27 protein-coding genes are annotated in these 24,937 nt (G+C 33.8%); 4 read left to right on the forward strand and 23 right to left on the reverse strand.

The features are described from left to right. Positions 1-43 precede the first annotated feature (43 nt). From QY331_13930 to aspS, 3 genes are all read right to left on the reverse strand, one after another. Positions 44-445 (reverse strand): hypothetical protein, encoded by a 402-nt coding sequence (locus tag QY331_13930; protein ID WKZ69055.1) that lies wholly within the window; start codon positions 443-445, stop codon positions 44-46. Positions 446-530: 85 nt separating this feature from the next. After that, positions 531-914 carry a hypothetical protein gene (locus QY331_13935; protein ID WKZ69056.1) on the reverse strand — a complete coding sequence of 128 codons (384 nt, stop codon included), beginning with the start codon at positions 912-914 and terminating at the stop codon, positions 531-533. Between the two features lie 378 nt (positions 915-1,292). Then, positions 1,293-3,059, reverse strand: a complete 1,767-nt coding sequence (gene aspS / locus QY331_13940; GenBank protein WKZ69057.1) for an aspartate--tRNA ligase — start codon at positions 3,057-3,059, stop codon at positions 1,293-1,295. Between the two features lie 91 nt (positions 3,060-3,150). Between aspS and QY331_13945 the strand changes: the two genes are divergently transcribed. The 3 genes from QY331_13945 to glnA all read left to right on the forward strand — a co-directional run bounded on the left by QY331_13945 (position 3,151) and on the right by glnA (position 6,293). Further along, on the forward strand, positions 3,151-4,287 hold the full coding sequence (locus QY331_13945; protein WKZ69058.1) for a 4-phosphoerythronate dehydrogenase: 1,137 nt from the start codon (positions 3,151-3,153) through the stop codon (positions 4,285-4,287). A gap of 126 nt (positions 4,288-4,413) precedes the next feature. Beyond that, a complete protein-coding gene (locus tag QY331_13950) occupies positions 4,414-4,860 on the forward strand; it encodes an Lrp/AsnC family transcriptional regulator (protein WKZ69059.1) in 447 nt (148 codons plus the stop codon). 8 nt (positions 4,861-4,868) lie between these two features. Continuing rightward, positions 4,869-6,293, forward strand: coding sequence for a type I glutamate--ammonia ligase (gene glnA, locus QY331_13955; protein WKZ69060.1), 1,425 nt, complete (start codon positions 4,869-4,871; stop codon positions 6,291-6,293). Positions 6,294-6,382: 89 nt separating this feature from the next. Here the strand turns inward: glnA and QY331_13960 are convergent, their stop codons facing one another. The 13 genes from QY331_13960 to QY331_14020 form a co-directional block, all read right to left on the reverse strand. Next, a complete protein-coding gene (locus tag QY331_13960; GenBank protein ID WKZ69061.1) occupies positions 6,383-6,994 on the reverse strand; it encodes an inorganic pyrophosphatase in 612 nt (203 codons plus the stop codon). Positions 6,995-7,163: 169 nt separating this feature from the next. Next, positions 7,164-8,702, reverse strand: a complete 1,539-nt coding sequence (locus QY331_13965; GenBank protein WKZ69062.1) for a T9SS type A sorting domain-containing protein — start codon at positions 8,700-8,702, stop codon at positions 7,164-7,166. A 69-nt stretch (positions 8,703-8,771) separates the two neighbouring features. Next, a complete protein-coding gene (locus QY331_13970; GenBank protein ID WKZ69063.1) occupies positions 8,772-9,869 on the reverse strand; it encodes a T9SS type A sorting domain-containing protein in 1,098 nt (365 codons plus the stop codon). A 212-nt stretch (positions 9,870-10,081) separates the two neighbouring features. Continuing rightward, the gene (locus QY331_13975; protein ID WKZ69064.1) at positions 10,082-11,512 is read right to left on the reverse strand and encodes an RsmB/NOP family class I SAM-dependent RNA methyltransferase; all 1,431 of its coding nucleotides are present in this window, start codon (positions 11,510-11,512) and stop codon (positions 10,082-10,084) included. Position 11,513: 1 nt separating this feature from the next. Then, positions 11,514-11,939, reverse strand: coding sequence for a hypothetical protein (locus QY331_13980; GenBank protein ID WKZ69065.1), 426 nt, complete (start codon positions 11,937-11,939; stop codon positions 11,514-11,516). 11 nt (positions 11,940-11,950) lie between these two features. Beyond that, a complete protein-coding gene (mazF, locus tag QY331_13985; protein WKZ69066.1) occupies positions 11,951-12,313 on the reverse strand; it encodes an endoribonuclease MazF in 363 nt (120 codons plus the stop codon). Next, entirely contained in the window at positions 12,307-12,549 is a 243-nt protein-coding gene (locus QY331_13990) for an AbrB/MazE/SpoVT family DNA-binding domain-containing protein (GenBank protein ID WKZ69067.1), read from the reverse strand. Before QY331_13990 ends, mazF begins: the two co-directional genes overlap by 7 nt. 90 nt (positions 12,550-12,639) lie before the next feature. Further along, positions 12,640-13,794 carry a hypothetical protein gene (locus tag QY331_13995; GenBank protein ID WKZ69068.1) on the reverse strand — a complete coding sequence of 385 codons (1,155 nt, stop codon included), beginning with the start codon at positions 13,792-13,794 and terminating at the stop codon, positions 12,640-12,642. Between the two features lie 17 nt (positions 13,795-13,811). Further along, positions 13,812-14,597, reverse strand: a complete 786-nt coding sequence (lgt, locus tag QY331_14000) for a prolipoprotein diacylglyceryl transferase (GenBank protein ID WKZ69069.1) — start codon at positions 14,595-14,597, stop codon at positions 13,812-13,814. An 11-nt stretch (positions 14,598-14,608) separates the two neighbouring features. Then, positions 14,609-15,403 carry a metal ABC transporter permease gene (locus QY331_14005; protein ID WKZ69070.1) on the reverse strand — a complete coding sequence of 265 codons (795 nt, stop codon included), beginning with the start codon at positions 15,401-15,403 and terminating at the stop codon, positions 14,609-14,611. A 1-nt stretch (position 15,404) separates the two neighbouring features. Further along, positions 15,405-16,157: a metal ABC transporter ATP-binding protein gene (locus QY331_14010; GenBank protein ID WKZ69071.1), complete on the reverse strand. Its 753-nt coding sequence runs from the start codon at positions 16,155-16,157 to the stop codon at positions 15,405-15,407. After that, positions 16,154-16,993 carry a zinc ABC transporter substrate-binding protein gene (locus QY331_14015; GenBank protein ID WKZ69072.1) on the reverse strand — a complete coding sequence of 280 codons (840 nt, stop codon included), beginning with the start codon at positions 16,991-16,993 and terminating at the stop codon, positions 16,154-16,156. Before QY331_14015 ends, QY331_14010 begins: the two co-directional genes overlap by 4 nt. Further along, the gene (locus QY331_14020) at positions 16,969-17,364 is read right to left on the reverse strand and encodes a Fur family transcriptional regulator (protein ID WKZ69073.1); all 396 of its coding nucleotides are present in this window, start codon (positions 17,362-17,364) and stop codon (positions 16,969-16,971) included. The genes QY331_14015 and QY331_14020 overlap by 25 nt, the downstream gene beginning before the upstream one ends. Positions 17,365-17,469: 105 nt before the next feature. Here QY331_14020 and QY331_14025 point away from each other — a divergent pair, with 105 nt between their 5' ends. After that, complete coding sequence (locus tag QY331_14025) at positions 17,470-18,144, forward strand: response regulator transcription factor (protein ID WKZ69074.1); 675 nt, start codon at positions 17,470-17,472, stop codon at positions 18,142-18,144. Here the strand turns inward: QY331_14025 and QY331_14030 are convergent. From QY331_14030 to QY331_14060, 7 genes are all read right to left on the reverse strand, one after another. Then, entirely contained in the window at positions 18,141-18,800 is a 660-nt protein-coding gene (locus QY331_14030; GenBank protein ID WKZ69075.1) for a heme exporter protein CcmB, read from the reverse strand. The genes QY331_14025 and QY331_14030 overlap by 4 nt on opposite strands. Then, the gene (locus QY331_14035; protein ID WKZ69076.1) at positions 18,797-19,432 is read right to left on the reverse strand and encodes an ABC transporter ATP-binding protein; all 636 of its coding nucleotides are present in this window, start codon (positions 19,430-19,432) and stop codon (positions 18,797-18,799) included. The genes QY331_14030 and QY331_14035 overlap by 4 nt, the downstream gene beginning before the upstream one ends. Continuing rightward, the gene (locus QY331_14040; GenBank protein ID WKZ69077.1) at positions 19,425-21,038 is read right to left on the reverse strand and encodes a hypothetical protein; all 1,614 of its coding nucleotides are present in this window, start codon (positions 21,036-21,038) and stop codon (positions 19,425-19,427) included. The genes QY331_14035 and QY331_14040 overlap by 8 nt, the downstream gene beginning before the upstream one ends. After that, on the reverse strand, positions 21,035-23,119 hold the full coding sequence (locus QY331_14045) for a VCBS repeat-containing protein (GenBank protein ID WKZ69078.1): 2,085 nt from the start codon (positions 23,117-23,119) through the stop codon (positions 21,035-21,037). The genes QY331_14040 and QY331_14045 overlap by 4 nt, the downstream gene beginning before the upstream one ends. Beyond that, positions 23,049-23,528, reverse strand: a complete 480-nt coding sequence (locus QY331_14050) for an acyl-CoA thioesterase (GenBank protein WKZ69079.1) — start codon at positions 23,526-23,528, stop codon at positions 23,049-23,051. Before QY331_14050 ends, QY331_14045 begins: the two co-directional genes overlap by 71 nt. Next, positions 23,528-24,268 (reverse strand): outer membrane protein assembly factor BamD, encoded by a 741-nt coding sequence (gene bamD / locus QY331_14055; GenBank protein WKZ69080.1) that lies wholly within the window; start codon positions 24,266-24,268, stop codon positions 23,528-23,530. Before bamD ends, QY331_14050 begins: the two co-directional genes overlap by 1 nt. Positions 24,269-24,342: 74 nt before the next feature. Further along, complete coding sequence (locus QY331_14060) at positions 24,343-24,936, reverse strand: hypothetical protein (protein WKZ69081.1); 594 nt, start codon at positions 24,934-24,936, stop codon at positions 24,343-24,345. Position 24,937 lies beyond the last annotated feature (1 nt).

A 24,937-nucleotide genomic window follows, 5' to 3' on the forward strand; every position in this document is an offset into this window, starting at 1 on the left:
AAAAAAGTAATCAAAAGTTTCTAAAATATTATTTTTCTTATTCTTATTCCTCTGCCGCAAATGCTGTGGAGATTATTGAATTTGGTCCAACCGTCATAATCACCGTGACCCGATTTCCGTCACTATCGACTTCTGTACCAGTAGCTGTTAATACAACCGGACCTTGGCCAGAATTTCCAGTTACTGTAATTGCAGCATTCATGTTAGGTGTAGGGTTTAACTGTGCTGGTGGTTCCCAATTATCAAATGTATTTCCGCCGCCACCAAGAGCAACTGGTTTTCTATAATGCTGTTGTGCTAATGCCGCTATATTAGTTAAATCTGCAACAACTGCATCCTGATTTGCTTGCCAACTACTTGCTGTGAAAACGTTGATACCAACTACTACAGCGATACCAACAATGATAACGCCAAGAACGATAAGTAATAATTGTTGTTGACCCATTTGTGACTCCTGTTAATTTGTTTGTGATTATTTGTTTAAGTGATTATAAGAGATTTTCATGCCAATACTTATTTTTGAAATATATTCAATTAATTATTTCCACTAGATATGTACTAGGATTAATTTCAATTTGTACTTGTACTGAATCATTGCCTGTCACCACTTCATTCCCTGTCCCAATTAATATAATTTGTTGTGCATCAATGCTCTCAATTTTATATGATCCGTTTGCTGTAGAGGTAAGCTCTGCTGGAATTTGCCATCCGGTGAAAGTTCGACTTCCACCCCCGAGGGCGGTTGGTCTTTGGTAAAATTGTTGAGCCATTGCAGCTAGATTTACTAATTCATTCGTTACATTATTTCTTTTTGCCTCAACAGCATTTGCCTTAAAGAGATTAATCCCCATAACTATTGCAATACCAACAATAATAACACCTAAAACTATTAAAAGTAACTGCTGTTGACCCATCTACCTTACTCTTTTTGTGAGTGAAGATGTTTAAGCAATTTTCTTACCAATCATGCAAATGGAGAATTAATAAAGTAATTTTTACCGTTTTTGTTATAATATTGGTTTTACAAATCAGACGCAAGAAAATTTTATTAGACCATCAGGAAATTTTCTCAATTATCCGGTAATATTTTCCGGTAAGAATTGCTAAGTTCGATTAAATGCGAATAAAAGAATTAGCGATTTTATACAGTACATTTAACCGCCGACATTTTTCGGGATTAAACTATTGTTCAGGAATTAAATTTAAGAGAGATGGTTTTAAATAATGATTAGAAGTAAAACCAATAGAGAGTTTCACCGCAGACGTAAAGTCTGCGGCTACTTAAAAACAACTTATCTTAATTTGATATGGAGTTCTTTAAGCTGATGTTCATCAACCGGTGATGGTGAATTATCCATCAGAGAAGTTGCACTTGCTGTTTTTGGAAACGCCATCACATCTCGAATTGAAGTTTCATTTGCGAGAAGCATCACTAATCTGTCAAATCCAAATGCAATTCCACCATGAGGTGGTGCGCCATATTTAAAAGCTCCCATCAAGAATCCGAATTTTTCATTTGCTTCCTCTTCGGAAATTCCGAGTGCTTTGAACATAGCAGCTTGAAGATCGGCATTGTGAATTCTGATACTGCCACCGGCGACCTCATTTCCGTTGAGAACTAAATCGTAAGCTCTGGCTCTAACATCACCGGGATTACTTTTTAGTTTTTCAACATCATCCAAAACGGGCGATGTAAAAGGATGATGCATTGCATAATATCTTTGTGAATCTTCATCCCATTCGAACAATGGAAATTCGGTAACCCATAGAAGTTTCCAAACTTCTTCGTTTGGAATTAGATCGAGACGTTTTGCCATTTCTAATCTTAGCGCACCCATTTGCGAAAGTGTTTTCAATTTTTTACCGGAGAGAATAAATATTAAATCACCCGGTTCAGCTTTCAATGCAGAAATTATATTTTGTTTCTCTTCGTCAGTAAAGAATTTTGCAACCGGAGCTTCTAATCCATCTTCTTTAACCCTCATCCATATTAAACCACCGGCTCCAAGTTTTTTAACGAAATCAGTTAATACATCTAGTTGATTTCTTGTATATTCTCCGCATCCTTTTGCAAGTAATCCAGTTATAATACCATTGTTTTCTAAGGCATCATGAAAAACTCTGAACTCGGAATTTTTGAAAGTTTCATTCAACGTCACCATTTCTAAGTCAAAACGTAGATCAGGCTTATCGCTTCCATATTTTTCCATCGCTTCGTTGAATGATAATCTTGGTATTGGTGTTTCCAGATCATAATCTTTTACTTCTTTTAATAACTTCTTCATCAATCCTTCTACAACTTCGAATATGTCCTCTGTATCAACGAATGACATTTCAACGTCTATCTGTGTAAATTCTGGTTGACGATCAGCACGTAAATCTTCATCACGGAAGCATTTTACAATTTGAAAATATCTATCAAATCCGGAAACCATCAGCAATTGTTTATATGTTTGCGGTGATTGCGGAAGTGCATAAAATTTTCCTTTGTGTACTCTGCTGGGAACGAGAAAATCTCTTGCACCTTCCGGGGTACTCTTCATTAGAATTGGTGTCTCGACTTCAACAAAATTTTGTTCGTCGAAATATTTGCGAACACTTTGATACATTCGGTGCCGCAATAGAATATTACTTTGCATTGATTCGCGTCTTAAATCTAAGTATCGATATTTTAAGCGCAGATCTTCGTTAACATCAACTTTTTCTTTTATCGGAAACGGAGGTGTTTCAGCTTTATTGAGAATAATTAATTTGTCAACCATAACATCAACATGACCGGTTGGTAATTTTGGATTATCGGTTTCCGGCGGACGTTTTCTTACTTTACCTTCAATTGAAATTACAAATTCACTTCTCAATTGAGATGCAAGTTCGTGAGTTTCTTCGTTATATGTCGGTTCGAACACAACTTGTGTAATTCCGTAACGGTCACGCAAATCAATGAAAATTACACCGCCTAAATCTCTTCTATTATCAACCCAACCATTAAGTACAACATGTTGATCGATGTTTTCCTGACGCAATTCACCGCAAGTATGTGTTCTTTTGTTAAACTTCATCTTTTACTCCAATGCTGAAAAATTAGCTTCAAAAATAATTAAATAAGAATGCTCATACAAATTAGATCGCATTTTATTTATTTTGGTAACCATGAAAATAGTTGTGGATGAAAATATCGAATTCTGTAAAGAAGCTTTTGAACAATTCGGGGAAGTTTCTTTAACTCACGGACGCAAGATAACAAATCAACTACTTAAAGATGCATCAATTCTTATTGTGCGATCAATTACTAATGTTAATAAAGAATTATTAAATGGGACGAATGTAAAATTTGTAGGGACTACTACAATAGGAACCGATCATCTAGATAAGGATTATTTAGAAGAAGCCAATATTAAATTCGCAAGCGCACCTGGATGCAATTCCTTCGCAGTTACCGAATATGTTTTAACGACTTTAGCTTATCTTGCAAATCTTCATGATTTCAAGCTCAAGAAAAAGTCAATTGGAATAATCGGTTACGGGAATATCGGGAAGAAGTTAACTTATTCGGCTAAAGCAATCGGAATGAAAGTATTAGTTAACGATCCACCTTTACTAAGAGAAAATTTTGATTATGATTTTGCTGCACTGGAAGATGTTCTACAATGCGATATAATTACTTTCCATGTGCCCATGAACAAGACGGGAATTGATAAGACTTTCCATTTACTTGATCATGAAAAAATTAACGGATTAAAACCCGGGACAATAGTCATCAACACTTCACGCGGTGGAGTTGTTGATAATAAAGCATTGTTGGACAGAATTGAAAACAAGAATGATATTATTTCAGTTCTCGACGTTTGGGAAAGCGAACCATTATTGAATCAAAAATTATTGCAACAAGTATTTATCGGGACACCACATATTGCCGGATATTCTTATGAAGGTAAAGTAAACGGAACAACAATGATTTATAATGAACTTTGTAATTTCTTGAATCAAGAAAAAATGTGGAAACCAAAATTAAAGGAAGTCGAGAATTCCAAGTTATTTATTGATAAATCGGATGGCATTGAAAATCTACTTTTCGGAATAACAAAACAAATATATGATATTCAAAAAGATTCAGAATTGCTAAAAGAATTGACCGAGATTGATAAATCCAAACTAGCCGAAAATTTTGATAAACTTCGCAAGAATTATAATCTAAGACGAGAATTCAATAATTATTTTATTCCTTCTGAAAATCTTACCCCGAATCAAAAAGACATTTTAGAAAAGCTGCGATTCAATCTAGCGTAAACTTTCACGACTTCAGAGCAGAGATTTGATGAATCAAATCTATACAAAATTAATTTGCTTTTTATTTTTGCTCACCTTATATTTTCAGCCATTATTTATAATTTTCCTTAATAATTAAGGTTGATTATGCTTGACGCCGTAGATATTAAGATTCTCAACATGCTCCAAGAAAACGGAAGAACTAAGAGAAGTGAGCTTGCGGAAGCAGTAGGATTATCACTCCCTTCATTGAGTGATAGACTTAAAAAACTTGAAGATCATAAAATTATAGAAGGTTATTACACAAAAATCGATCGCAAATCTTTCGGATTTGATTTGATGGCTTTTATTCTTGTTGTAATGGATTCCTCAAAAAATTATGAAAAACTTTCAGATAAAGTTTTGAAGACACCGGAAATTTTAGAATGTCATTCAATTCTTGGCGAAGGTTCACACATTATGAAAGCACTTGTTAAAGACACAGAATCGCTCGAAAAATTATTGAGCCAAATTCAATCATGGCCTGGTGTTACAAGAACAATCACAAGTTTTGTTTTATCGACAATTAAAGAAACAACAAAAATCAATATATAGGAGCATTTATGGGAAACAAAGATGATATTAAAAAAGTCCTTAGTACAGTTAAGGAAAAGAATATAGAGTTCATTGATTTTAAGTTTATGGATTTCCCCGGTCAATGGCAGCATTTCACTGTTCCGGTTTCACAATTTAGTGAAGATTCATTTGAAGATGGATATGGATTTGACGGTTCTTCAATTCGCGGTTGGAAAGTCATTAACGAAAGTGATATGCTGATCATTCCTGATCCAACAACAATGTTCCTTGATGAATTTATTGAAGCTCCTACACTAAGTTTAATTTGCGATGTTTATGAACCTTCTACAAAAGAAAAGTATTCAAGATGTCCGCGTAACATTGCACAAAAAGCCGAAGCATATTTAAAATCTACTGGATTAGCTGATACGGTTTATTATGGACCCGAAGCTGAGTTTTTTGTTTTTGATGATGTTCGTTTCGAATCAAATCCTAACAGTTCTTTTTATATGGTTGATTCAGTTGAAGGTAGATGGAATTCAGGTCGTGATGAAGGTCCGAACCTAGCTTACAAACCAAGATATAAAGAAGGATATTTCCCGGTTCCTCCGACTGATTCATTAATGGATCTAAGAAATGAAATGGTTTTAGCAATGCAAAGAGCGGGCATTCATGTTGAAGCGCAGCATCACGAAGTTGCATCGGGCGGGCAATGTGAAATTGATCTTCGTTTTGAACCGATGATAAAAGCAGCCGATCAATTATTGATGTTCAAATACATTGTAAAAAATACTGCTCGAAAATTCGGTAGAACAGTTACATACATGCCGAAACCAATAATGGGAGATAACGGAAGCGGAATGCACGTGCATACATCTCTTTGGAAGGATGGTAAACCATTATTTGCCGGAAACGGTTATGCCGGATTAAGTGAAATGGCACTTTACTTTATTGGCGGGTTACTCAAACATGCCGCATCAATTTTAGCATTTACAAATCCAACTACAAACTCATACAAAAGATTAGTCCCGGGTTATGAAGCTCCCGTCAACTTAGCGTACTCACAAAGAAACAGAAGTGCCTCAATCAGAATTCCAATGTATTCAAATTCTCCAAAATCAAAACGAGTAGAGTTTAGATGTCCTGATCCATCCGGTAATCCATATCTTGGTTTCTCCGCAATATTAATGGCTGGTTTGGATGGAATATTAAATAGAATTGATCCCGGTGAACCGCTTGATAAAGATATTTACGATATGCCAGCAGAAGAATTAGCAAATGTTCCATCAACACCTGAATCTTTAAGTGCCGCATTACGTGCTCTTGAAGATGATCACGAATACTTATTAAAAGGTGATGTGTTTACCGAAGATGTAATTGAGACATGGATAAAATATAAATTTGAAAAAGAAATTAAACCAATGGCTCTTCAACCACATCCATATGAGTTTGGTTTATATTACGATTGTTAGTATTACAAAATCCCCGGGATTTTCGGTTATAATATGATCGACATAAATTTCAGAGTGTCTTTTTTAATGGACAAATCCCGGGGATTTTTTTATTTCATCCAAAATTCTTCTTCATAATCTTTTATTGCCGCTTCTACTACTTTAAACGCATGTGTAGAATCATAAATTTTTTCAACGTGTGTATGTTTTTCTTCACCCGGGACTTGTTTATAAGTTTCAAAGTAGTGATGCAATCTGTCTTGAAATGATTTTGGTAAATCGGCGACTTCGTTTACTTCGCTCCAAACATTATCGTTTATAAGTACTGCAATAATTTTATCGTCGGCTTCATCACCGTCAATCATTTGAAGTCCACCGACAACCTTTGCACGAAGTATAACTTCCGATTTATTAATCGGGCGTTCACTTATTACACAGATATCTAACGGATCGCCATCAGCACGAGCTGATTTCGGTGAAAGTTTATTTACACGTTCACCGCAAAATGTCTGAGGAATAAATCCATACAAAGTCGGCGGAGTTGATGATGTTCTATGCGGTCTATCAACACGTAGATAACCCGTTACTTTATCGACTTCGTATTTTACTAAATCGAATGGTGTTATTTCTATATATGCGTTTACTATTTGCGGTGGTTTGGGTCCGGGATTCAATCCATGCCAAGGATGTGGACGCCAATTAAAGTAACTTTTTTCACTCATTAATTTTCTCCGTTGTTAGTCGAAAACTAATGAAAATTATCTGAAATTGTCGGAACTGATTGTATCCGCAGACTTTATGTCTGCGGTATTAAAATATACAAGAAATGTTATATTTTTGTGGAATTAGATCTTTCCTTTATAAAACACGCCGACAAATGTCGGCGGCTACTTATTTTATCACCATCATCTTCTTTGTCTGAGTAAAATCACCGCTTTGCAATCTATAAAAGAAAATTCCGCTTGGTAGTTCTGACGCATCGAACTCAACTTCATGAGTGCCGACCGGTTTTATTTCATTAACTAAAGTAGCTATTTCGCGACCAAGTATGTCATATACTATTAAATTTACTTTTGCTGTATTTGCTACTTGATACTTGATTCTGGTGCTTGGGTTAAATGGGTTTGGGTAGTTTTGATATAGAGCAAATTCTGTTGGTGTTTCTTCATCACGTACCGAGTTTGGATCATCCTTTATTGCAATTAATGTTCTAGTCTGAGACCGGTCAAATGAACTACCGTTTAGCCCAAGGTAAAGTGTTCCATCTGATCCGATGGCAGGTGAGCTGTCAAATTCTCTACCTTCCAAATCGTATTTCCAAAGCAGGTTTCCTTCTCTATCCAGTGCGTAAAAATTATTACCATCTGTTGAACCCAAATATATATTTCCTTCGGCATCACTTACTAATGGATGATTAATATCAGCGAAAAATACATCTTCGTCAGGATCAAGCTCATATTCCCAATTTGTTTCACCATTCTGGTTCAAAGAAATAATTAAATTACGATCAATCAATCTTGTAAAAAAAACAATATCCCCATTGAAAAGAATTGTAGGGGCAGAATAACTATTATAAACGTAAACTTGAAATTTCCAGTTGATGCTACCAGATTTGTTCAGTGAATATAAATATTGCGGGCTCGGAGAACCTGGGATAGATGCATAGAAATAAAGATTATCAGAATTGTCTATCGCTATTTCACCATAATTAGAATTACTAAATCCCATTCTCCAGTTAAGATTGCCTTCCTTATCCGTAGAGTAAATATAATTTGTTGAGTTTGGTTTATACATAGCGCCGGTATGAAAAAAAAGAGATTCTCCATCGGTAGAAAATGTAACCGGTGATACAATCACTTCACCAATATCTTTTTGAAGAATTTGCTCTCCCAAATAATTGTAAGCTACTAAAGTATCGCCAATACTACCGTAAACTTCACCATCCTTGCTAATCGAGATATAAAATATACTCATCACCGGTGTACGCCACTTCAAGTCACCGGACTGAGTCATAGCAAGTAGTTCACCCAAGCCTGTTGTAAAATAAACCGTACCATTGTGGGCAGCAATTGGTTTAGTTTCATTGTTTATCCAGTCTCCGGTTTCAAATGACCAATTTATTGTACCATCAGAGTTATACGAATAAACTAAATTGCTTTCGCTTGTATCACTCAATAAGAATGCATGAGTTCCAAAATATAATTTTTCATTATATCCGATTGTTGGTCCCCATAAAATTCCAAGAGGCAAATCGGCTTCCCAAATTAGATTTGGTGTTTTCGGTCCAACATATTGCGATCTGCCGGTCGCTTGGGCGTCGCCTCTAAAGGTAGGCCATGGAGAATCCGCCAGTGACGGCCATTCTATTGTTTCCTGTGGTTGGGCAATGGTTAGACATAAAAACATAAAAATCATGTAAACAATCTTCATTTTATTCACCTATTATTAAAAGAGTTTTACTGGGCGGTTAATTTAACCGCCCTTTTATTCTTCTTTAAGTTACTTAATGAGCAATAGCTTTTTAGCGTTCGTGAAATTACTCGTATTAATTTTATACAAATAAACTCCGGCTGGTAAATTACCCGCATCAAATCTTATTGTATATGAGCCTGCCGTTTGTATGGAACTGACCAAATCAGCAACTTCCTCGCCTAGCATATTAAATACTTTTATAGAAACAAAATCATTTTTTGCAATTGTGTAATTAATGTTTGTAGATGGATTAAACGGATTTGGATAATTCTGGTGTAATTCATAAGTATGTTGAGTTTGTTCGTTTCCTGTTTTATAAGCTGCAACCCCTATACTTTTTGTAGCAGTAAAATCTGATTCGGCTGTTCCATTTACAGCAACAATTTTATAATAAGCAGTGTTTGGTGAACCAGTAACAAAATCATTATCAGTATAACTAGTTGTATACTTACTAACAGTTTCAATTTTTGAAAAATTACCTGGAGGATTATCGCCTGAAACTACACTTCTATAAATTGCATAATTAGTCCAGTAATCTTCTTCGGAAGAATGAGACCACGTAAGATAAGGATGATTGTTGCTTGATGTTAAATCGAAACTGTCCGGAGTATAAGGTTCCAGACCTGTTGTTGTATAATCAATGGAAGCGTTTAATCCCCAGATAGTATATGAAGACCCGACTGAAATAGTTAAAGCTTCGTTCCAGTAAAAATTTCCATTTGCTGTATTGAAGTAAACATCAATATCTGCTGCCGCACTGTATGAACCTGGTAAATCCGAAGTTCGATAATCAATGTAAAAGTAGTCGAATGAAAGTCCATCGATTTTAGATGAGCATTTGTATCTTGCTAGGGCTAAATCGTCATCGTATGGTTGTGCTGCATTATAAAAATCCCATCCTAATCTGTCATTATACTCAGTATATTTGGTATCACCCAAAAAGGAATTTGAAATCTGATGATTATAATCCCAACATAAGCTGACACGAGAGAGGGTTATTTCTACTTCTTGAGCATATAAGTTATTACGAATGTGAACTCTAAACTCGGCAGATTCGGAAGCAGAAGTAAAGTGGTTCACCCCCCCCCATAAAAATATAAATAGAATAAATAGAAGCTTTTTCATTATTTAACTCCTTAAATTAATATTAAAATTAAACGCCGGCAAATGCAATTTGTGATTTTAATACCTCAGTGTCAAGTTAAATTTTAATCTCTTTCAATATTTTTTATTTATTTCTCAGTCATTGTTTTAGACTTTATTTAAACTCAGTAGAAATACGTAGAAAAAAGCCATAAGGTCTTTTAATAAGCGAGCAGGGATTCTCACTTTACAAATCAAATAATTATTTCACCCGTCCGCATATTGCGCGGGAATTGACTTTTGAGTCCGTCAGGAAAAGATATTGCCGTACCGAATGCAAAACCCCGGCTTTCAATTAATTTTTGACCTTCACCATCAAACGAACGCTTGATTGTTCCACCGGTTAAATAATTTTTTAAGTCATCGGTATCATCTAAATCAATTTTATTTTTTGTGATGTGAGGTGCAAAGTAACGAGCACCGAGTGAATGGAAATGTGCTGTATCATTTTTATCTACCAGACCGAATGGAGTTCCGATGCGATGAAATACGCTTAGATCATCAGCTTCCCAGCTTTTGTGAAGGAAGAAAATATCATTACCTCTAAATAAATATTGATGCTCTTGGAAATATTCAAATTCAATTCCGTAATGATCACACAAACCAAATAAATATTTTTCAATCTTCTTACTTCTTGCAGAAATCATTTCGCGATCACGCGGTTTAATTTCTGCTTTTCTGTTCGCGATTGTTGAATCGATTTTTCGAAGCTTTGCTACAAAAAATCCTTCAGAGTTTATTTCCCAAGGAATAATTCTTCTTGTTTTATTTAACTCGGAAGAAAACTGATTTCCGTTATAACTTGTAAATCCCTCATGCGATTTAACGGGCAATTCAATTACTTCCAATTCAACTGGATAATTTTGTAAAACTTTGTTTATGATAAATTCGTTTTCTTCAACTGTCATCGTACAAGTTGAGTAAACAATCTCAGCACCGACTTTTGCCATTTTAATAGCGCTGATTAACATTCGCAATTGTAAATTTGCAATTTTATCAACTTGATTTGTGTTCCACCAATTACTTACTTCACCTTTTTTTTGAACAATGCCGAGTGCGCTGCATGGTGCATCAACTAAAATCTTGTCAAAGTAATTCTCAAAAACTTTACTGAGTAGTTCACCTTTGAATTTTATTACACCGATATTCACAAAGTTGAGTTTATCCAGATTAAAGACCAATCCTTTTATTCTGTTTACATTAGGTTCATTTGCATAAAGTGTTCCTCGATTATTCATCACCTCTGCAAGCTGAGTTGTCTTTGATCCTGGTGCGGCTGCAAGATCAAGAACTTTATCGTTCTCAGTCGGTTTCAAAACATGCGGCGGAATCATTGACGATAAACTCTGTATGTAATATTTACCAAGGGCAAATTCTAAAGTCTTCCCTATCATTTGAGTCCCGCTAAGAACTCTGTAAGCTAATGGAACATTTTCAATCTTCTCTAACTGTATTCCATAATTTGCAAGTCGAGATAACATATTTTGTTCATCGACAAATGACGAGATTCTTAAGTAAGGGTTGTATTCGCTTTGATGATAGTCTATGTAATTTTTTAGAAACGTTTCACTAAAAACATCTTTAATGTAAGATGTAATGTTTTCGCTTAACTGAATGTTCTGCATTTTAATGTCGTTTTAGATTGAGTGAATTGAATATATAATTTGATATTTCGGGAAATGATTTTGAATCCGGGAATGTTGATTTGAATTCCTTCTTAATTTGTTCAAGAAGTTCATCTAAATATTTTTCATACGATTTGACAACCGATTTAATTTCATTTACATCAATCGGACAATTAATATATTTCGGCTTAGTTCTATTTGAATAAAGAATAAATTTTGCTTTATAAATATCGTCTACTTTTAATTCTTCATTTCCATGTTCATCAAGTATTTCATAAGTGCCGAATAATTCCGAGCCCAATACCAAAACTTTTTGTGGAAGTATAATTTTTTCTGTTTTTCCGGATGAAAGAAAATCATCAGGGAAAGAATTAATTTTTCCTTTATTATTTGTTACCCACTCTTTTGCAAATTCTTTTTCTTTCATAAAAATTTTATTTATTTACTAAATAATAGCGCTTCTAACTTTGCCATAACTTCCAACATTGCATCATTTTGCAACTTGGTAATGAATTCAGCATTCCTGGATTTCCAATCAAGATTTTTAACTTGATCAGATAATATTACTCCGTTAATGCTATCATTGTCAGGAATAAGCACCTCGAATGGGTAATTTTTTCGTTTACTAGTTATTGGACAGAATACAGCAAGGTTTGTTTTTTCATTATAAATTTTTGGTGAAATGACTAAAGCGGGTCGTCTGCCCTTTTGTTCGCGACCAGTTTGCGGATCGAAATCTAACCAAACAATTTCTCCCTTACCCGGAATATACTTCTTCACTTTATCTATCGATTTTACCAAACTTCATTTCCGGTTGACTTTCCAAATTCTATTTCATCATGAAGATTTAAGCTCTCAATACCATCTATCATTTTCTTTAAAGAGTATTTCTTCTCTTTAATTGGTTCGATTACAAGTCGATTTTTTTCCAGCTTTAATTCAACAAATTCTTCTTCATAAATCTTTGATTGGAAAGCAAATGCTTTCGGAATACGCAATGCCAAGCTGTTTCCCCACTTTTGAATTTTTACTTTCATAAAAATATTCCCTTAAAGATGTTTCTACAATAAAGATACATTCACCGAGTCAATTTTTCAATTAAAATCGGTTCCACTAATAATTCGACGTTATTTAAGTGACTTGAAATTAATATCAACTTCTTCGGGATTTTCAATCCAATCAGCTATAAAAATATTTGTTTCACGACTTTCCATTCGATCAATATTCCGGTTCGATGCGAAAACAAGTTTCTTGCCGTCGAATGAAAACATTGGGAATGCATCGAAGGTACCTGAGTGTGTAATTTGAGTTAATCCGGTTCCGTCTATGTTTATCATGAATATGTCGAATAATCTTCCGCCATATTCAAGTGAATGATGATTTGAACAGAATAAGATTCTTTTTCCATCGGGATGAAAAAACGGAGCCCAATTTGCTCCTGGTAAATCAGTTACTTGCTGAACATTTTTACCGTCAACATCAGCCACAAAGATTTGAAGTTCTTTCGGCTCGACTAAATCTTGTGCTAGCAATTCTTTGTAATCCGCAGCGGCTTGTCCAACCGGACGACTTGCACGCCAAACAATTTTCTTAGAATCACGAGAAAAGAATGCACCGCCGTCATATCCAAGTTCATCTGTTAATTGTAAATATTCACCTGTTTGTAAATCGTATCGCCACAAATCCAAATCACCTGAACGGGTTGATGTAAATATTATATATCGTCCGTCATGAGAAGCGGTTGCTTCCGCATCGTAACTTTCTCCGCCGATTAACATCTCCAAATCAGTTCCATTTGGATTTGACACATAAATATTATAGCTGTCATATATCGGCCAGACGTATCTCCCCTCACTAAACATAACCTCTTCGGGGCAAGCCGAATCTGCTTCGTGAGTTGATGCGTAGATAATTCTTCCGTCTTTTAGAAAATATGAACATGTAGTTCTTCCTAATCCGGTAGAAACACGTTGATAATGATCTCCGTCAGGTAATTTTGAACCATCGGCATTCATTATAAAAATTTGGTCGCATCCCTGAAGATTTATTTTATCCCAATCGCTTTGGAATACAAGCTGTTTATCGTCAAAGCTAAAATAGGCTTCGGCGTTGTTTCCACCGTCGGTAAGTTGAGTAATATTTCGTAAGTGAATTTCGCCGGTGAATCTTAATGAGTCTTGCTCAGACACATATTCACCGGAAGAATTATCAGAACACTGCAATAAGAAAAATGAAAGTGATATAGTTATATAAAGAACAACTTTTGTTTTATTGAAAATCATATATTCTCCCGGAAGGATTAATTAACAGAAGTTTTTTGAGGCCATCTTGTATAAATAAAATAAATACCGGCGACAATTAATGGAATACTCAGCAATTGTCCCATATTCAAAAACATTCCTTCTTCGAAATAGGTTTGATCCTCTTTTAAGAATTCAATGAAAAATCTAGAACCAAATATCATCAATAAAAATAATCCGAAGATAAAACCATTAGCTAGTTTTTTGTAATTGTTTTTATAAAGAACAAATAAAAATACAAATGTTATCAAGTAAGCAATCGCTTCATAAAGCTGTGCAGGATGTCTTGGTATGTCGTCAATTTTCGTAAAGACAAATGCCCATGCTACATCAGTCGGAAGCCCAATAATTTCTGAGTTAAAAAGATTTCCTAAACGGATGAAAAATGCGGCAAGCGCAACGGTTATAACAATTCTATCCATCAGCCAAAAATAACTGATGTCTCTTCTTTTTTTAACATAATAATAAATGGCAACTAAAATTCCTACTGCCGCTCCATGACTTGCAAGTCCGCCATGCCAAACGGCAATAATTTCAAAAGGATTTTGAAAATAAAAGGAAGGATTATAAAACAAACAATGTCCTAAACGTGCACCCACAACTGTTGCGATTATCATGTACCATATTAAATCGGAAAGTTCTTTTTCCGATCTTCCTTCGCGTTTGTAGATCCAAACAAATATCTGGTAACCGATAATAAAAGATAACGCAAATAACAAACCATACCATCTTACTGTAAGCGGTCCAATCGAAATGATGTTCGGATTAAAATCCCAAATAATCAATATTCCCTCAGTTACTTCTTACTAAGATATGAAATAAGGTACCCTATCACAGAAATAAAAATAATAGAGGCTCCAGAAGTTAAATTTAAGTAATATGATATAAATAAACCAAAAATTGTAAATATCAAGCCAAGCAAAACAGAAAGTAACATCATTTGTTTTAAGCTTTTGGAATATTTTACCGCAATAGCCGGTGGAATTGACAGCAAAGCAATGACTAAAACAATTCCGACTACTTTTATAAGCATCACTACAGTTATGGCTATAAGAATTAAAAGAAATAAATAAATTCTTTCAGTATTTAATCCGATGCTTTTAGCAAATTCTTCATCAAATGTAACCGCTTGAAATTTACCGAAGAAAAAATAAACTGACGTTAAGATGATTAAATTCAATAATATCATTAAAATAAGATCGACTCCGGAAACTAATAGAATATTACCAAATAGATATGACATCAAATCCGGTGTATAACCTTCGGATAAATTGATGAAGAAAATGCCGAGTGCCATACCCAAAGCCCAAATAATTCCAATTAACATATCCTCGGATTGTTTCTCTTTCCTGCTAATTTTGGCAACAAGAGCTGCTGTAATAATCGAAGCGCCAACCGCTCCAAAAATTGGGTTGAACCCGAGTAAATAACCAAGTCCGATTCCGCCATAAGTTGAATGAGAAATCCCGCCGGAGATAAAAACAATTTTTTTGACAACAACGTAACTGCCAATGATTCCTGCAGCAACACTTGCAAGAATACTTGCGGCAATTGCGTTCAGCATAAAATCATATGTAAATATTTCCGGCATATCAGTGATTATGTTCGTCTAAAATTCTGTGGGGTAATCCATGAGCAATTAAATCAACCGGACATTGATATGTGGCTTCTAACATTTCTCGAGAAATTTCTTTTGAATCATGGAATACTAAATTCTTATTTAAGCAGGCTATTTTTTCAACATATTGAGAAACAACTCCGATATCATGTGAGATCATTATTATTGTCATATTCTCATTTAGATCGTGTAGAAGTTCATAGAAATTTTTCCCGGCTTTGCTATCAACGCTTGCGGTTGGTTCATCTAAGATTAATATTTTAGGATTTACCGATAGAGCACGAGCAATAAGAACTCTCTGTTTCTGTCCGCCTGACAAGTTACCAATCAACTCATCTTTAAACTCATACATTCCGACTTTTTTTAAACTTTCAGTGGCTGAATTATAATCTTCATTCACAAATCTTGAAATTAAATTTTGTTTTGATAACCTTCCCATCAAAACAACTTGCATAACAGATATGGGAAAGTCTTTATCAAAATTAAAGAGTTGCGGTACATAACCGATTGAATGACTCATCTTACTAATTTCTCTACCAAATATTTTCACCGTTCCGCTATTCGGTTTTAATAACCCAACCAGAATTTTAATGAAAGTTGTCTTACCTCCGCCATTTGGACCGATGATACCAACAAAATCATTCTCTTCAACTTCAAAGTCGATATCTTCTAAGATTGGTGTTTCGTCATATTTGAAGTAGAGACCTTTAACTACGATTGCTTTCATTTATAGTGCCTTAAAATTATCTCTTTCATTTCGTAAAAATTCTTAAATACATTGGTAGGAAGAGGATTTAATATATCTAATACAAGATCAAGATCTTGTGCAATAACTTCAGCGGAAGATTTACCATGTTGTGGATCAACAAAAATCACCGATACATTTGAGTTACTAACGATATTCATAATTTCTTTCATTTCTTTTGCACTTGCAGATTTACTGCCTTTCTCAATTGAAATTTGTGTAAACCCGAAATCATCCGCAAAATATTCCCAAGAACCATGATATGAAAGTATTACTTTGCTGTTAATTTTACTGAAACTCTCTCTTAGTTCATTTTCAATAATATTTAGAGAATCAATAACCATGCTATAGTTATTGTTAAATTCATCTTGCATTGATGAATCAATATCGATGACGGTCTTTAAAATATTTTCGGAAATAATTCTCAATCTAGCGGGACTTAACCAAATATGTGGATCCGACTTTAAATAATCTACATTTTGCGAGAGATCAAAGATTTTTATATTCTTATTTATACCTTTTATTTTTTCCAACCAAACATCTTCAAACTCCATATACTTACCGACAGCTAAATAATAATCCGCAACTGAGAGTGATTGGATAAGTTTAGGAGAAGGATCAAAATGATGTGGAGTTGCCCCTTCGGGAATTGAGCAAATTACATTAAAATTATCTAGAGTAATTCTTTGTACTAAATCTTTATATGGTGGAATCGTAACGACTATGACTTTCTTCTCATCATCATCGACTTTATGATTGCATGATAAGAAAATAAATATGATTAAAATAAAAATTAATTTTTCGCGCAATCGGGACATCTTCCAATGAACTCCATATAATGATCCAAAATCTTATACTTAGTTTTCTTATTTATTTCATTGATTATACAGACATTTTTCAATTCTTCAATATTACCACAATCAATACATTTTATAAAATGATGATGATTTTTATCCAATACCAAAGAGTACTTGGGTTTACGATCACCAAAATAATGTTCAGCAGCAATACCAATTTCAATAAATAACTTAATTGCACGATACACACTTGAGAAATCAATACTCGAACATTTACTTTGAATTTCATCCAAACTTAGTGGTTTAGTATTCGCTTGTAATACATCTAAAACAGCTTTGCGCGGTTGAGTGAATTTTATCTTATTTTCACTAAATATTGTTTTATAATTCATAGGTAAAATTAATATTGATTAATTCCAATTGCAAATTACTTGCAATAAGACTTTTTTGTTTTCATTAACTATATTTGTTGAGTTATAAAATTTCGGTCTATTAGTATGATTAAATTAATCATTGCCGATGATCATCAGTTATTCAGACAGGGACTTATTGCTCTGTTGAATGAATTTGATGATGTCGAAGTAGTTGGAGAAGCCTGTGATGGTGCAGAGTTAGTTGAATTATTCTTAAAATTACAACCCGATCTTGCAATTGTTGACATATCAATGCCCGTGCTTACCGGATACGATGCACTAAACGAAGTACGCAAATTTATACCACGCGCTAAATTTCTCTATTTGTCGATGTACAGCACACCAGAGTATGTTCAGTTTACAAGAAAAATTGGCGGGAAAGGGTTGATAGGAAAAAATATTGAACGAAAGGAATTATCTTTTGCGATTAATTCTGTAGTAAATGGTAGAGAATATTATGGAAAAGAATGGACACAGGAAAAGTTGCAAGAGCTTGAAGATAGTTACCGTAGATCTTCCGACTTGGTAATTGATCCGGATTTATGTTTAACGGTTAAGGAAAAAGAAGTATTGTATTATCTTAGTGAAGGTTATTCGACAAAAGAAATTGCAGATCGATTAAATTGCGGAACAAGAACTGTTGAATCTCACAGATATAAAATATCAAAAAAAGTCGGGGCTAATTCTTCTGCGCAGTTAATTGCGTTTGCAATAAAATTTGTAAGTGTGCATGAGAGAAAAAAATCGACCGGAACTTAGTCTTTCCAAATAAAATCAAAAAGAAGATAAGAAGCAGTTAACATTATTACATCATAACAAACTAACACCGCAATTTCTACAAAAGATTCCTCTAGTGTATCTCCATCCATCGCAAATTTTGTTAATTCCAATAACGTTAATATAAGTGGAAGTAAAATCGGGAAGGATAAAACCGGGTACAATGTTCCTTTGGAACTTGCTTTAGAAATTATTGCCGCTATGATTGTAGATGAAACCGCGATTCCTATATTACCGAGAATAAAAGTAACTGAAAACAAAGCGAAGTTATTTATTACAAAAGATTCAAACAGTATAAAAAATAAAAATGTTATTGCGATATTCATAAGGAATACGAGAAGTAGGTTAAAAATTAACTTCCCCGAATAAATTGTAGAAGGTGAGGCAATAAGTTGCAGTGTTAAAGTTGTGCCGCGTTCTTCCTCGGAAACAAACGCTCTTGAAAGACCCGACATTGCCGAGAAAAATATAACTACCCACAATAATCCGCCGGTTAAATATTCAGTTATTTTTTCGCTTCCTATTGAAAACAAAATCACGCTTATAGTCACAAGGATAAACATTGCTAATGCGTTTATTGCATAACGTGTTCTTAATTCTGAATGCCAATCTTTTCTAAATAATGAATACGCTTTCATAAAGCCTTGAATTGTTCAACATCAATAACAGAATCGCAAAGAGACAAATCATTATCTTCATTCGATGCAATTATCACAAGATTTTGTTTACCTTCTTCGGTTATCAGTTTATAAACAGCATCCTTACCGGCATTATCTAAGTTGGAAGTCGGTTCATCAAAAATTAGTATTTGAGGTGAATGCTGTAATGCAAAGATGAATTTCATTCTCTGCTTCATCCCAGAAGAATAACCTTTCAATAAATCCTTTTTTCTATCGGAAAGTTTAAACAAGTCAAAAAGGTTTTCGATTTTTTCTGTATCAACTTTTGCACCTCTAATTTTGGCAAAGTGATAAAGATTTTCTTCAGCCGAAAATTCATCATATAAAAAAAGATATGGTGAAACAAAACCTAAATAGTCATGAAGTTTTTCGAGCTCAATTTTCTTTTGGTTTGATTTATGTTCGATCTTACCATTTGAAGGTGATATTAATCCGGCGATAATTTTTGCTAAAGTTGATTTCCCCGATCCGTTGCTTCCGGAAATACCATAAACTTTTCCGCTATGCATCTCCAAAGAAATGTTCTTGAAGACTAGTCTGCGTCCGAATATTTTCGTAACATCAATTAGAGATAAAGAATAATTATTCATTGTAGATAACAAGCTTTCCTTTTTTTATGATATCGCCGCTCTTTGTAACATAAATATATACTCCGGTTGGTAATTTTTCTCCATTCGATTTCTTTCCATCCCATCTCACAACAATTTTATCAGTTGCAAAGATATCCTTTTCATCAGAAAAAACTAAATCCATTGATGTCGTATAAATATTTAGAAACGATTTACCGGAAATATCTTTAGAAGTTGGGATATAAAGAAATGCGTGTTTATTATAATTAAATGGTTGCGGAAATGCGAAATCAACTTCTACTCTTTCGGTATTTCCTTCAACTGCTAACTCATTATTGAAAATAACCGTCTCGCTAAATATTGATTTTTTGTTTGAAGTAATTTTAGACCAATACAAATCATTAATATTTGTTGAACCTTCAGCACTATAATTATAAAGATAATAGTTAAATTCTGTCCTTGATGTTGACTGGTAATCATTATTAGTAACTATAGCAACAAGTGTATCAGGCAATCCTCGCGATACATCTACAAATCTTAGATAATTGTTACTAACCGGATTAGAATTCACCATTACCATTTCTGAAGATGGATTGAAATTTATGCTCATTACAGGTTTTATATGAGGATAATATTCTGCTTCATCGAAATATTTTCCTCGTTTTGTTCTCGATCCGGTAAAGTAATTCCAAACACCAAATTCTGCAAAATCACTTTTAAAAGACCCGCCAAATTCTGCTATTGAATTTGCTATCGATTCTAGAGCTGAATGATTGACTACATTTTCTAATGAACGTTTAATGACGTCATATCCGTATTTTTCTTTAAGGAAAATATTCCATATCGCTAAATCATATCCACCGCCGTATGTTGCATAAAACGGGGCTTGGGCATTATTGTAATAATTGGGAATGTAGTCGTAGTAATCGTTAATTGTATCGAATACAAATTCTTCCATACTTGTCGAGAGCATTTCATAGAAGAATGAATCGTTTGAACGATATAAATAACTTCCCACTTGTATTGCATGATGAAATTCATGGGCAACAGTTACTTTCGCACCATCAATTCCTTTGGTGTAGTGAATATTAAAATCATTGTCGATTACCATAAAACTTGGGCTATTGCTTGTACTCATAAAATCAGTATAACCATAAATCGAACCGAGGTCTTGAATATATACATCATATAAATTATCTCCTCCTTCGCCATTATCGTTTGGTGGTTCGGGATAACCGAGAAAATCTATCTCAAATTTTTTTGTTGAGTCTAACGCAATTGATAATTCATTTAGATTGTATCCCGGTGCATGAACGCCGGTAGTATTATAATGTATTCTAAAATATCCGGATGGTGAGATGATACTCGTTTCAGTCTGTGGCCTCATTTGAAGGAAAGACAAATTATTTTTTTGCTCAGGACTAAGTTTCTCAAAATTTTCTTTCAATTCATTTACGATGTACATCCCGCATTTAATTGTCTCAACCTTTCCGCTGCTGATTTCATCTGCTGCTTTAGAATAATTTATCGACGTAAAAAATTTATGATACAAAGAATCCAAATCTTGTGAAAAGATTGAGGAGGAAATAATACATAGGAACAATATTGTTTGAATAAAATTTTTCATTCAATTTTCTTTAGTTCTATCAGATTACTGGTTTTATTTATCATAAACATGTACTTATTTTGCTCATTTATAAATTCAACAATATATGGTCCTTTATAAGTAGCAATTTCTTCAATTGACGGAATTTTTCCTGTATTAAGTCTAATCTCTGCTGAATATATTTTGTTATCATCTGTAAAAAACATCGATGCAATATTATCTCTTTTTCTAAAAACATTTTGAATATTTTCCAGATCAATAGTGTTATTAAGTTTTATGAAATTATTATTGTAAAATATAAACGTATAACTATTCATCACAGTTTTTAATACATATAGAATAATGGGATCGTCTTCATTTCCGAAGCTTTTTACAGCAGTATAAGTTAAAAAAGTAGTGTCGATATTTACAACTCTATTATTTGCTAAGGCGACATCTGAACCTTTCAAAAATTCTACCCCTAATTCAAAACTGTAATCTGATATTTTTTTTATATAACCATATTTTTTAGTAGCAGAAAACATAGCTGTTTTTATATTCTCACTGATGATAGTAGGCTCACTTTTACTGTATCGTATTCCCTTATATTCAAATTCTTCAATGGAAACACTGCCGGACTTATCCGTTAAAGTTATAATCGCGGGAAGATTATTTTCCCTATTGTCAATTTTTAGGTCCAATATATTATTTATGGTATAATACTGTCTCGTCCAATAAGAACCGTCTGTTAAATTTATATTCAGAATCTCGATTAATTTTCTACCTTTTGTGAAGATAATAAGCAATAGCTTTTCGTTGTCTAGAAAAGAAACTTTCAGATTGTTGTGTAAATTTTTGAGCTTGAACTCATAATATTTGCTCAAAGCTTCTGTGTATAATTTCAGCGTATTATCGATTGAATCAATTATAGCTAAATTTAATAAGGAATTTGAATCTTTTCTGAATGCAAATATTCTGCAAGGTAATGCCCCAAGTCGCAAAAAAGTATTCTCAAGTTCACTTATTGAAGTCATCATCGTAACTTTAGATTCATCAGTAAAAAACGACAACTTAACTTTGCTCCAGCTTGATACATCGAAAGTTGCAACAGAGTTCACTCCTGACAACAAAACTGGTTTTGATAGCTTACCGTTTTGCATAATAGAAGCAAAAAGTTGCTTGCCTGTTACAGAATTTTTCAGATAAACAATATCTAAATAACCATCATTATTTAAGTCAATCAGCTGAAAGTCTTTGACATCATTTTCTTTGATTAAAATTTTGCTTTGTTCAAAAACCGAGATCGAATCGCCCTGAAAAATTTCAATTCCGTTAGCAGATGAAAACAGTAAATCTTCAAATCCGTCATAGTTGAAATCGGCTCGGCGAAATCGAGTTAAATTTTTAATTTCTTTAGATAGATTAATTTCAGTAAGCTGAAAATTTATTTCGTTCCGGATAAGATTTAACGTTCCGTTAAAAATATCGTAATAAACAATATCGGTGTTAAGATCATTATCAAAGTCATAAAATACAGCATCTCTAACGAGTCTTCCTTTTACTAGATCAAGTGTTTCGCCATTAAAATCGGTATCGACTAATTTTATTCCATCAAAATTACTTCCGAACACAAGAGCTTTTTGTGTATTTCGTGAAATAACAAAATTTTCGGGATTATTTTCGAACTTAGTTGATTGGAGTTTGCTGAGCTTCCCTTTTGCATTGATTATAAAAGTACCAAAAACTTTATCACGCCGAGAAAGAAATCCAATTTCAGTTTCACTTTCACCGACTTTCTTTATTCTGCGTAATAACGAAATTTCAAAAGGAACATTAATTGAATTAATCTTATAGTCTTGAGTTGATAAATGAACCGTTATGGTTTTGGACGAATTCGCGACGATGTAATCCGGTTCTCGATCACTATCAATGTAAGATGTAACAAGTGAAGTGGCAGATGAAATTGAATTAAATTGATTTACTTCGCCAAAACCATTTAAATTAATTTGGGAATAAACCAAGGAAGGGAAAACAACAAATAGTATAAAAAGCTTAATCTTTTTTGCGTTGTGAAAGGCGGTATTCTCTTCTCTTAAGTGCGTCATTATATCGTCTTTTTTCATCCTCTGTTTGAGGAGTAATCTCAAATGTTTTAACCGGCTTTCCATCGTCATCAACACTTACGAAAGTTAAGAATGCAGTATTGGAATGAATCCTAGTTCCTTCTCTGTGACTTTCGGTAAAAACTTTTACACCAACTTCCATTGAAGTGTTGAATGCTCTATTAACCGAAGCCATTAAAGTTACAACATTACCGAGTTTAATTGGATGATGAAAATCAATTTTATCGACTGATGCGGTGACACAAACTCGATGCGAATGTCTGGCTGCCGATAAAGCCGCGCATATATCAATCCAATGCATTAACTGTCCGCCAAGCAAATTGCCAAGTTGATTTGTATGATTTGGCAGAACCAGCTCGGTCATAGTAACAACTGATTCGGATACTGTTTTAATTTTATTCTCTTGCATTAGAAGTTCGCAATTCTTTCTTCAATTTGCTGAATGTCTTTTGCCAAATTATGATCAGGATAACGTGCAAGAAATGTATTAATATCTTTTTTAGCCGAAGAATAATCTTCTCTGTTTACTTCTAATTGTATTTTCTTATAAAGTGCTGTCGGACCAAATTCTGTATCGTGATAAATTTCCTGCACATCACCATAATATTTTATTGCGGCTTTGTAATAGTCCATCTTTTCATAAATCACGGCATTATTGTAAAGTTTCTCGGCTAATTTGTGATTCATTTCCTGAATTTTTAATTCAGCTTCTTCAACTTTCGGACTTAGCGGGAAATAATCAATAAACGCTTGAAATTCTTCAATTGCTTTCTGGGTATAAGCTTGATCCAAAGGATAAGGAGGTGAAAGCTGATAATAAGATTCAGCTAACATGTACTGTGCTTCCGGAACAAATTCACTTGCGGGAATATCTCTTATTAACTTACTGAATTCATATGCGGCTAATAAATACTGTTCTCTTTTGAAATAAGTTAAACCAAGATAATATTGTGCATCATCATTAACAGCACTGCCCGGATATTGAAGTAAAATTGATTGGAATTCACTTTGTGCTTCGATATAATCTTCATCTTTGAAAAATTCGAAAGCATATTGGTAATGTTCGTCCGGAGTCATCAATGTCGTGTCTTTACTTCCTGAACAACCAATAATAAATATAATTGCGGCTATAGCTAAGAGTAATTTCATAAGTCCAAATATTTAAGAAAAATTAAAAAATGAAAGATAAAAATAAAGAAATTCCTTCTGGCTTCAAAGAACTGTTATTTGCTCCGGACCGTGAATAGAAGGATAATTGTCACAATTACAGCCCCAACTGCAATAACAGGTTCCAGAAGACTCTCGAACAGCGGTTCATCAGGTTTTGTTCCATGAGTTATTGCCAAAGTCTGAGCTTCAACTTCACTTATTTCAGAATAAAAAAGAGTGTCGGAGTAAACTGATTCGATCATATCGGAATGATAAATTTTATCTTTATCACCAAAATTAAAAGTGCCATTAAGCTTCACATTTCTTTCAATTTTAAAATCGCCAAGAAGTCCATTTCTAAAAGGTTCGGAATAAGATATGGCAATTTCATCCAGAGAAAATTTTACTTTTGCGGCAGAAGAATCATTTGTGAACAATCCTTTTGAGGAAAGGTGATAAATAAATCTATTCTCTAAACTTTCATATTCAGTTTGCGAGAAATACTCAAATTGGAATGGCGATACTTCATGAGGTAATTTTCTTAGTAATTGACTTACATTATTTTCAATTAAGCTATGTATAATTTCAAGATTTGATTTAGTCTGAGAGAATAAAAGATTAGAAATAGTAAAAAATAATACAATCGATATGACTTTAGTTGTTCTCAAA

It is taken from the genome of Melioribacteraceae bacterium (genome assembly GCA_030584085.1).
Taxonomy (GTDB): Bacteria; Bacteroidota; Ignavibacteria; order Ignavibacteriales; family Melioribacteraceae; genus SURF-28.

Excerpts from the sequence above, each read along its gene's own strand:
- QY331_14010 (WKZ69071.1), bottom strand. The coding sequence starts at position 16,157 with ATGAAAGCAATCGTAGTTAAAGGTCTCTACTTCAAATATGACGAAACA.
- bamD (WKZ69080.1), bottom strand. The coding sequence starts at position 24,268 with ATGAAATTACTCTTAGCTATAGCCGCAATTATATTTATTATTGGTTGT.
- glnA (WKZ69060.1), top strand. The coding sequence starts at position 4,869 with ATGGGAAACAAAGATGATATTAAAAAAGTCCTTAGTACAGTTAAGGAA.
- QY331_14035 (WKZ69076.1), bottom strand. The coding sequence starts at position 19,432 with ATGAATAATTATTCTTTATCTCTAATTGATGTTACGAAAATATTCGGA.
- QY331_14030 (WKZ69075.1), bottom strand. The coding sequence starts at position 18,800 with ATGAAAGCGTATTCATTATTTAGAAAAGATTGGCATTCAGAATTAAGA.
- QY331_14045 (WKZ69078.1), bottom strand. The coding sequence starts at position 23,119 with ATGAAAAAAGACGATATAATGACGCACTTAAGAGAAGAGAATACCGCC.
- QY331_14005 (WKZ69070.1), bottom strand. The coding sequence starts at position 15,403 with ATGCCGGAAATATTTACATATGATTTTATGCTGAACGCAATTGCCGCA.
- QY331_13945 (WKZ69058.1), top strand. The coding sequence starts at position 3,151 with ATGAAAATAGTTGTGGATGAAAATATCGAATTCTGTAAAGAAGCTTTT.
- QY331_13960 (WKZ69061.1), bottom strand. The coding sequence starts at position 6,994 with ATGAGTGAAAAAAGTTACTTTAATTGGCGTCCACATCCTTGGCATGGA.
- QY331_13995 (WKZ69068.1), bottom strand. The coding sequence starts at position 13,794 with ATGATTTTCAATAAAACAAAAGTTGTTCTTTATATAACTATATCACTT.
- QY331_14015 (WKZ69072.1), bottom strand. The coding sequence starts at position 16,993 with ATGTCCCGATTGCGCGAAAAATTAATTTTTATTTTAATCATATTTATT.
- QY331_13970 (WKZ69063.1), bottom strand. The coding sequence starts at position 9,869 with ATGAAAAAGCTTCTATTTATTCTATTTATATTTTTATGGGGGGGGGTG.
- QY331_13950 (WKZ69059.1), top strand. The coding sequence starts at position 4,414 with ATGCTTGACGCCGTAGATATTAAGATTCTCAACATGCTCCAAGAAAAC.
- QY331_14025 (WKZ69074.1), top strand. The coding sequence starts at position 17,470 with ATGATTAAATTAATCATTGCCGATGATCATCAGTTATTCAGACAGGGA.
- QY331_14020 (WKZ69073.1), bottom strand. The coding sequence starts at position 17,364 with ATGAATTATAAAACAATATTTAGTGAAAATAAGATAAAATTCACTCAA.
- QY331_13975 (WKZ69064.1), bottom strand. The coding sequence starts at position 11,512 with ATGCAGAACATTCAGTTAAGCGAAAACATTACATCTTACATTAAAGAT.
- QY331_13980 (WKZ69065.1), bottom strand. The coding sequence starts at position 11,939 with ATGAAAGAAAAAGAATTTGCAAAAGAGTGGGTAACAAATAATAAAGGA.
- QY331_14050 (WKZ69079.1), bottom strand. The coding sequence starts at position 23,528 with ATGCAAGAGAATAAAATTAAAACAGTATCCGAATCAGTTGTTACTATG.
- QY331_13930 (WKZ69055.1), bottom strand. The coding sequence starts at position 445 with ATGGGTCAACAACAATTATTACTTATCGTTCTTGGCGTTATCATTGTT.
- QY331_13935 (WKZ69056.1), bottom strand. The coding sequence starts at position 914 with ATGGGTCAACAGCAGTTACTTTTAATAGTTTTAGGTGTTATTATTGTT.
- QY331_13965 (WKZ69062.1), bottom strand. The coding sequence starts at position 8,702 with ATGAAGATTGTTTACATGATTTTTATGTTTTTATGTCTAACCATTGCC.
- QY331_13990 (WKZ69067.1), bottom strand. The coding sequence starts at position 12,549 with ATGAAAGTAAAAATTCAAAAGTGGGGAAACAGCTTGGCATTGCGTATT.
- QY331_14040 (WKZ69077.1), bottom strand. The coding sequence starts at position 21,038 with ATGAAAAATTTTATTCAAACAATATTGTTCCTATGTATTATTTCCTCC.
- aspS (WKZ69057.1), bottom strand. The coding sequence starts at position 3,059 with ATGAAGTTTAACAAAAGAACACATACTTGCGGTGAATTGCGTCAGGAA.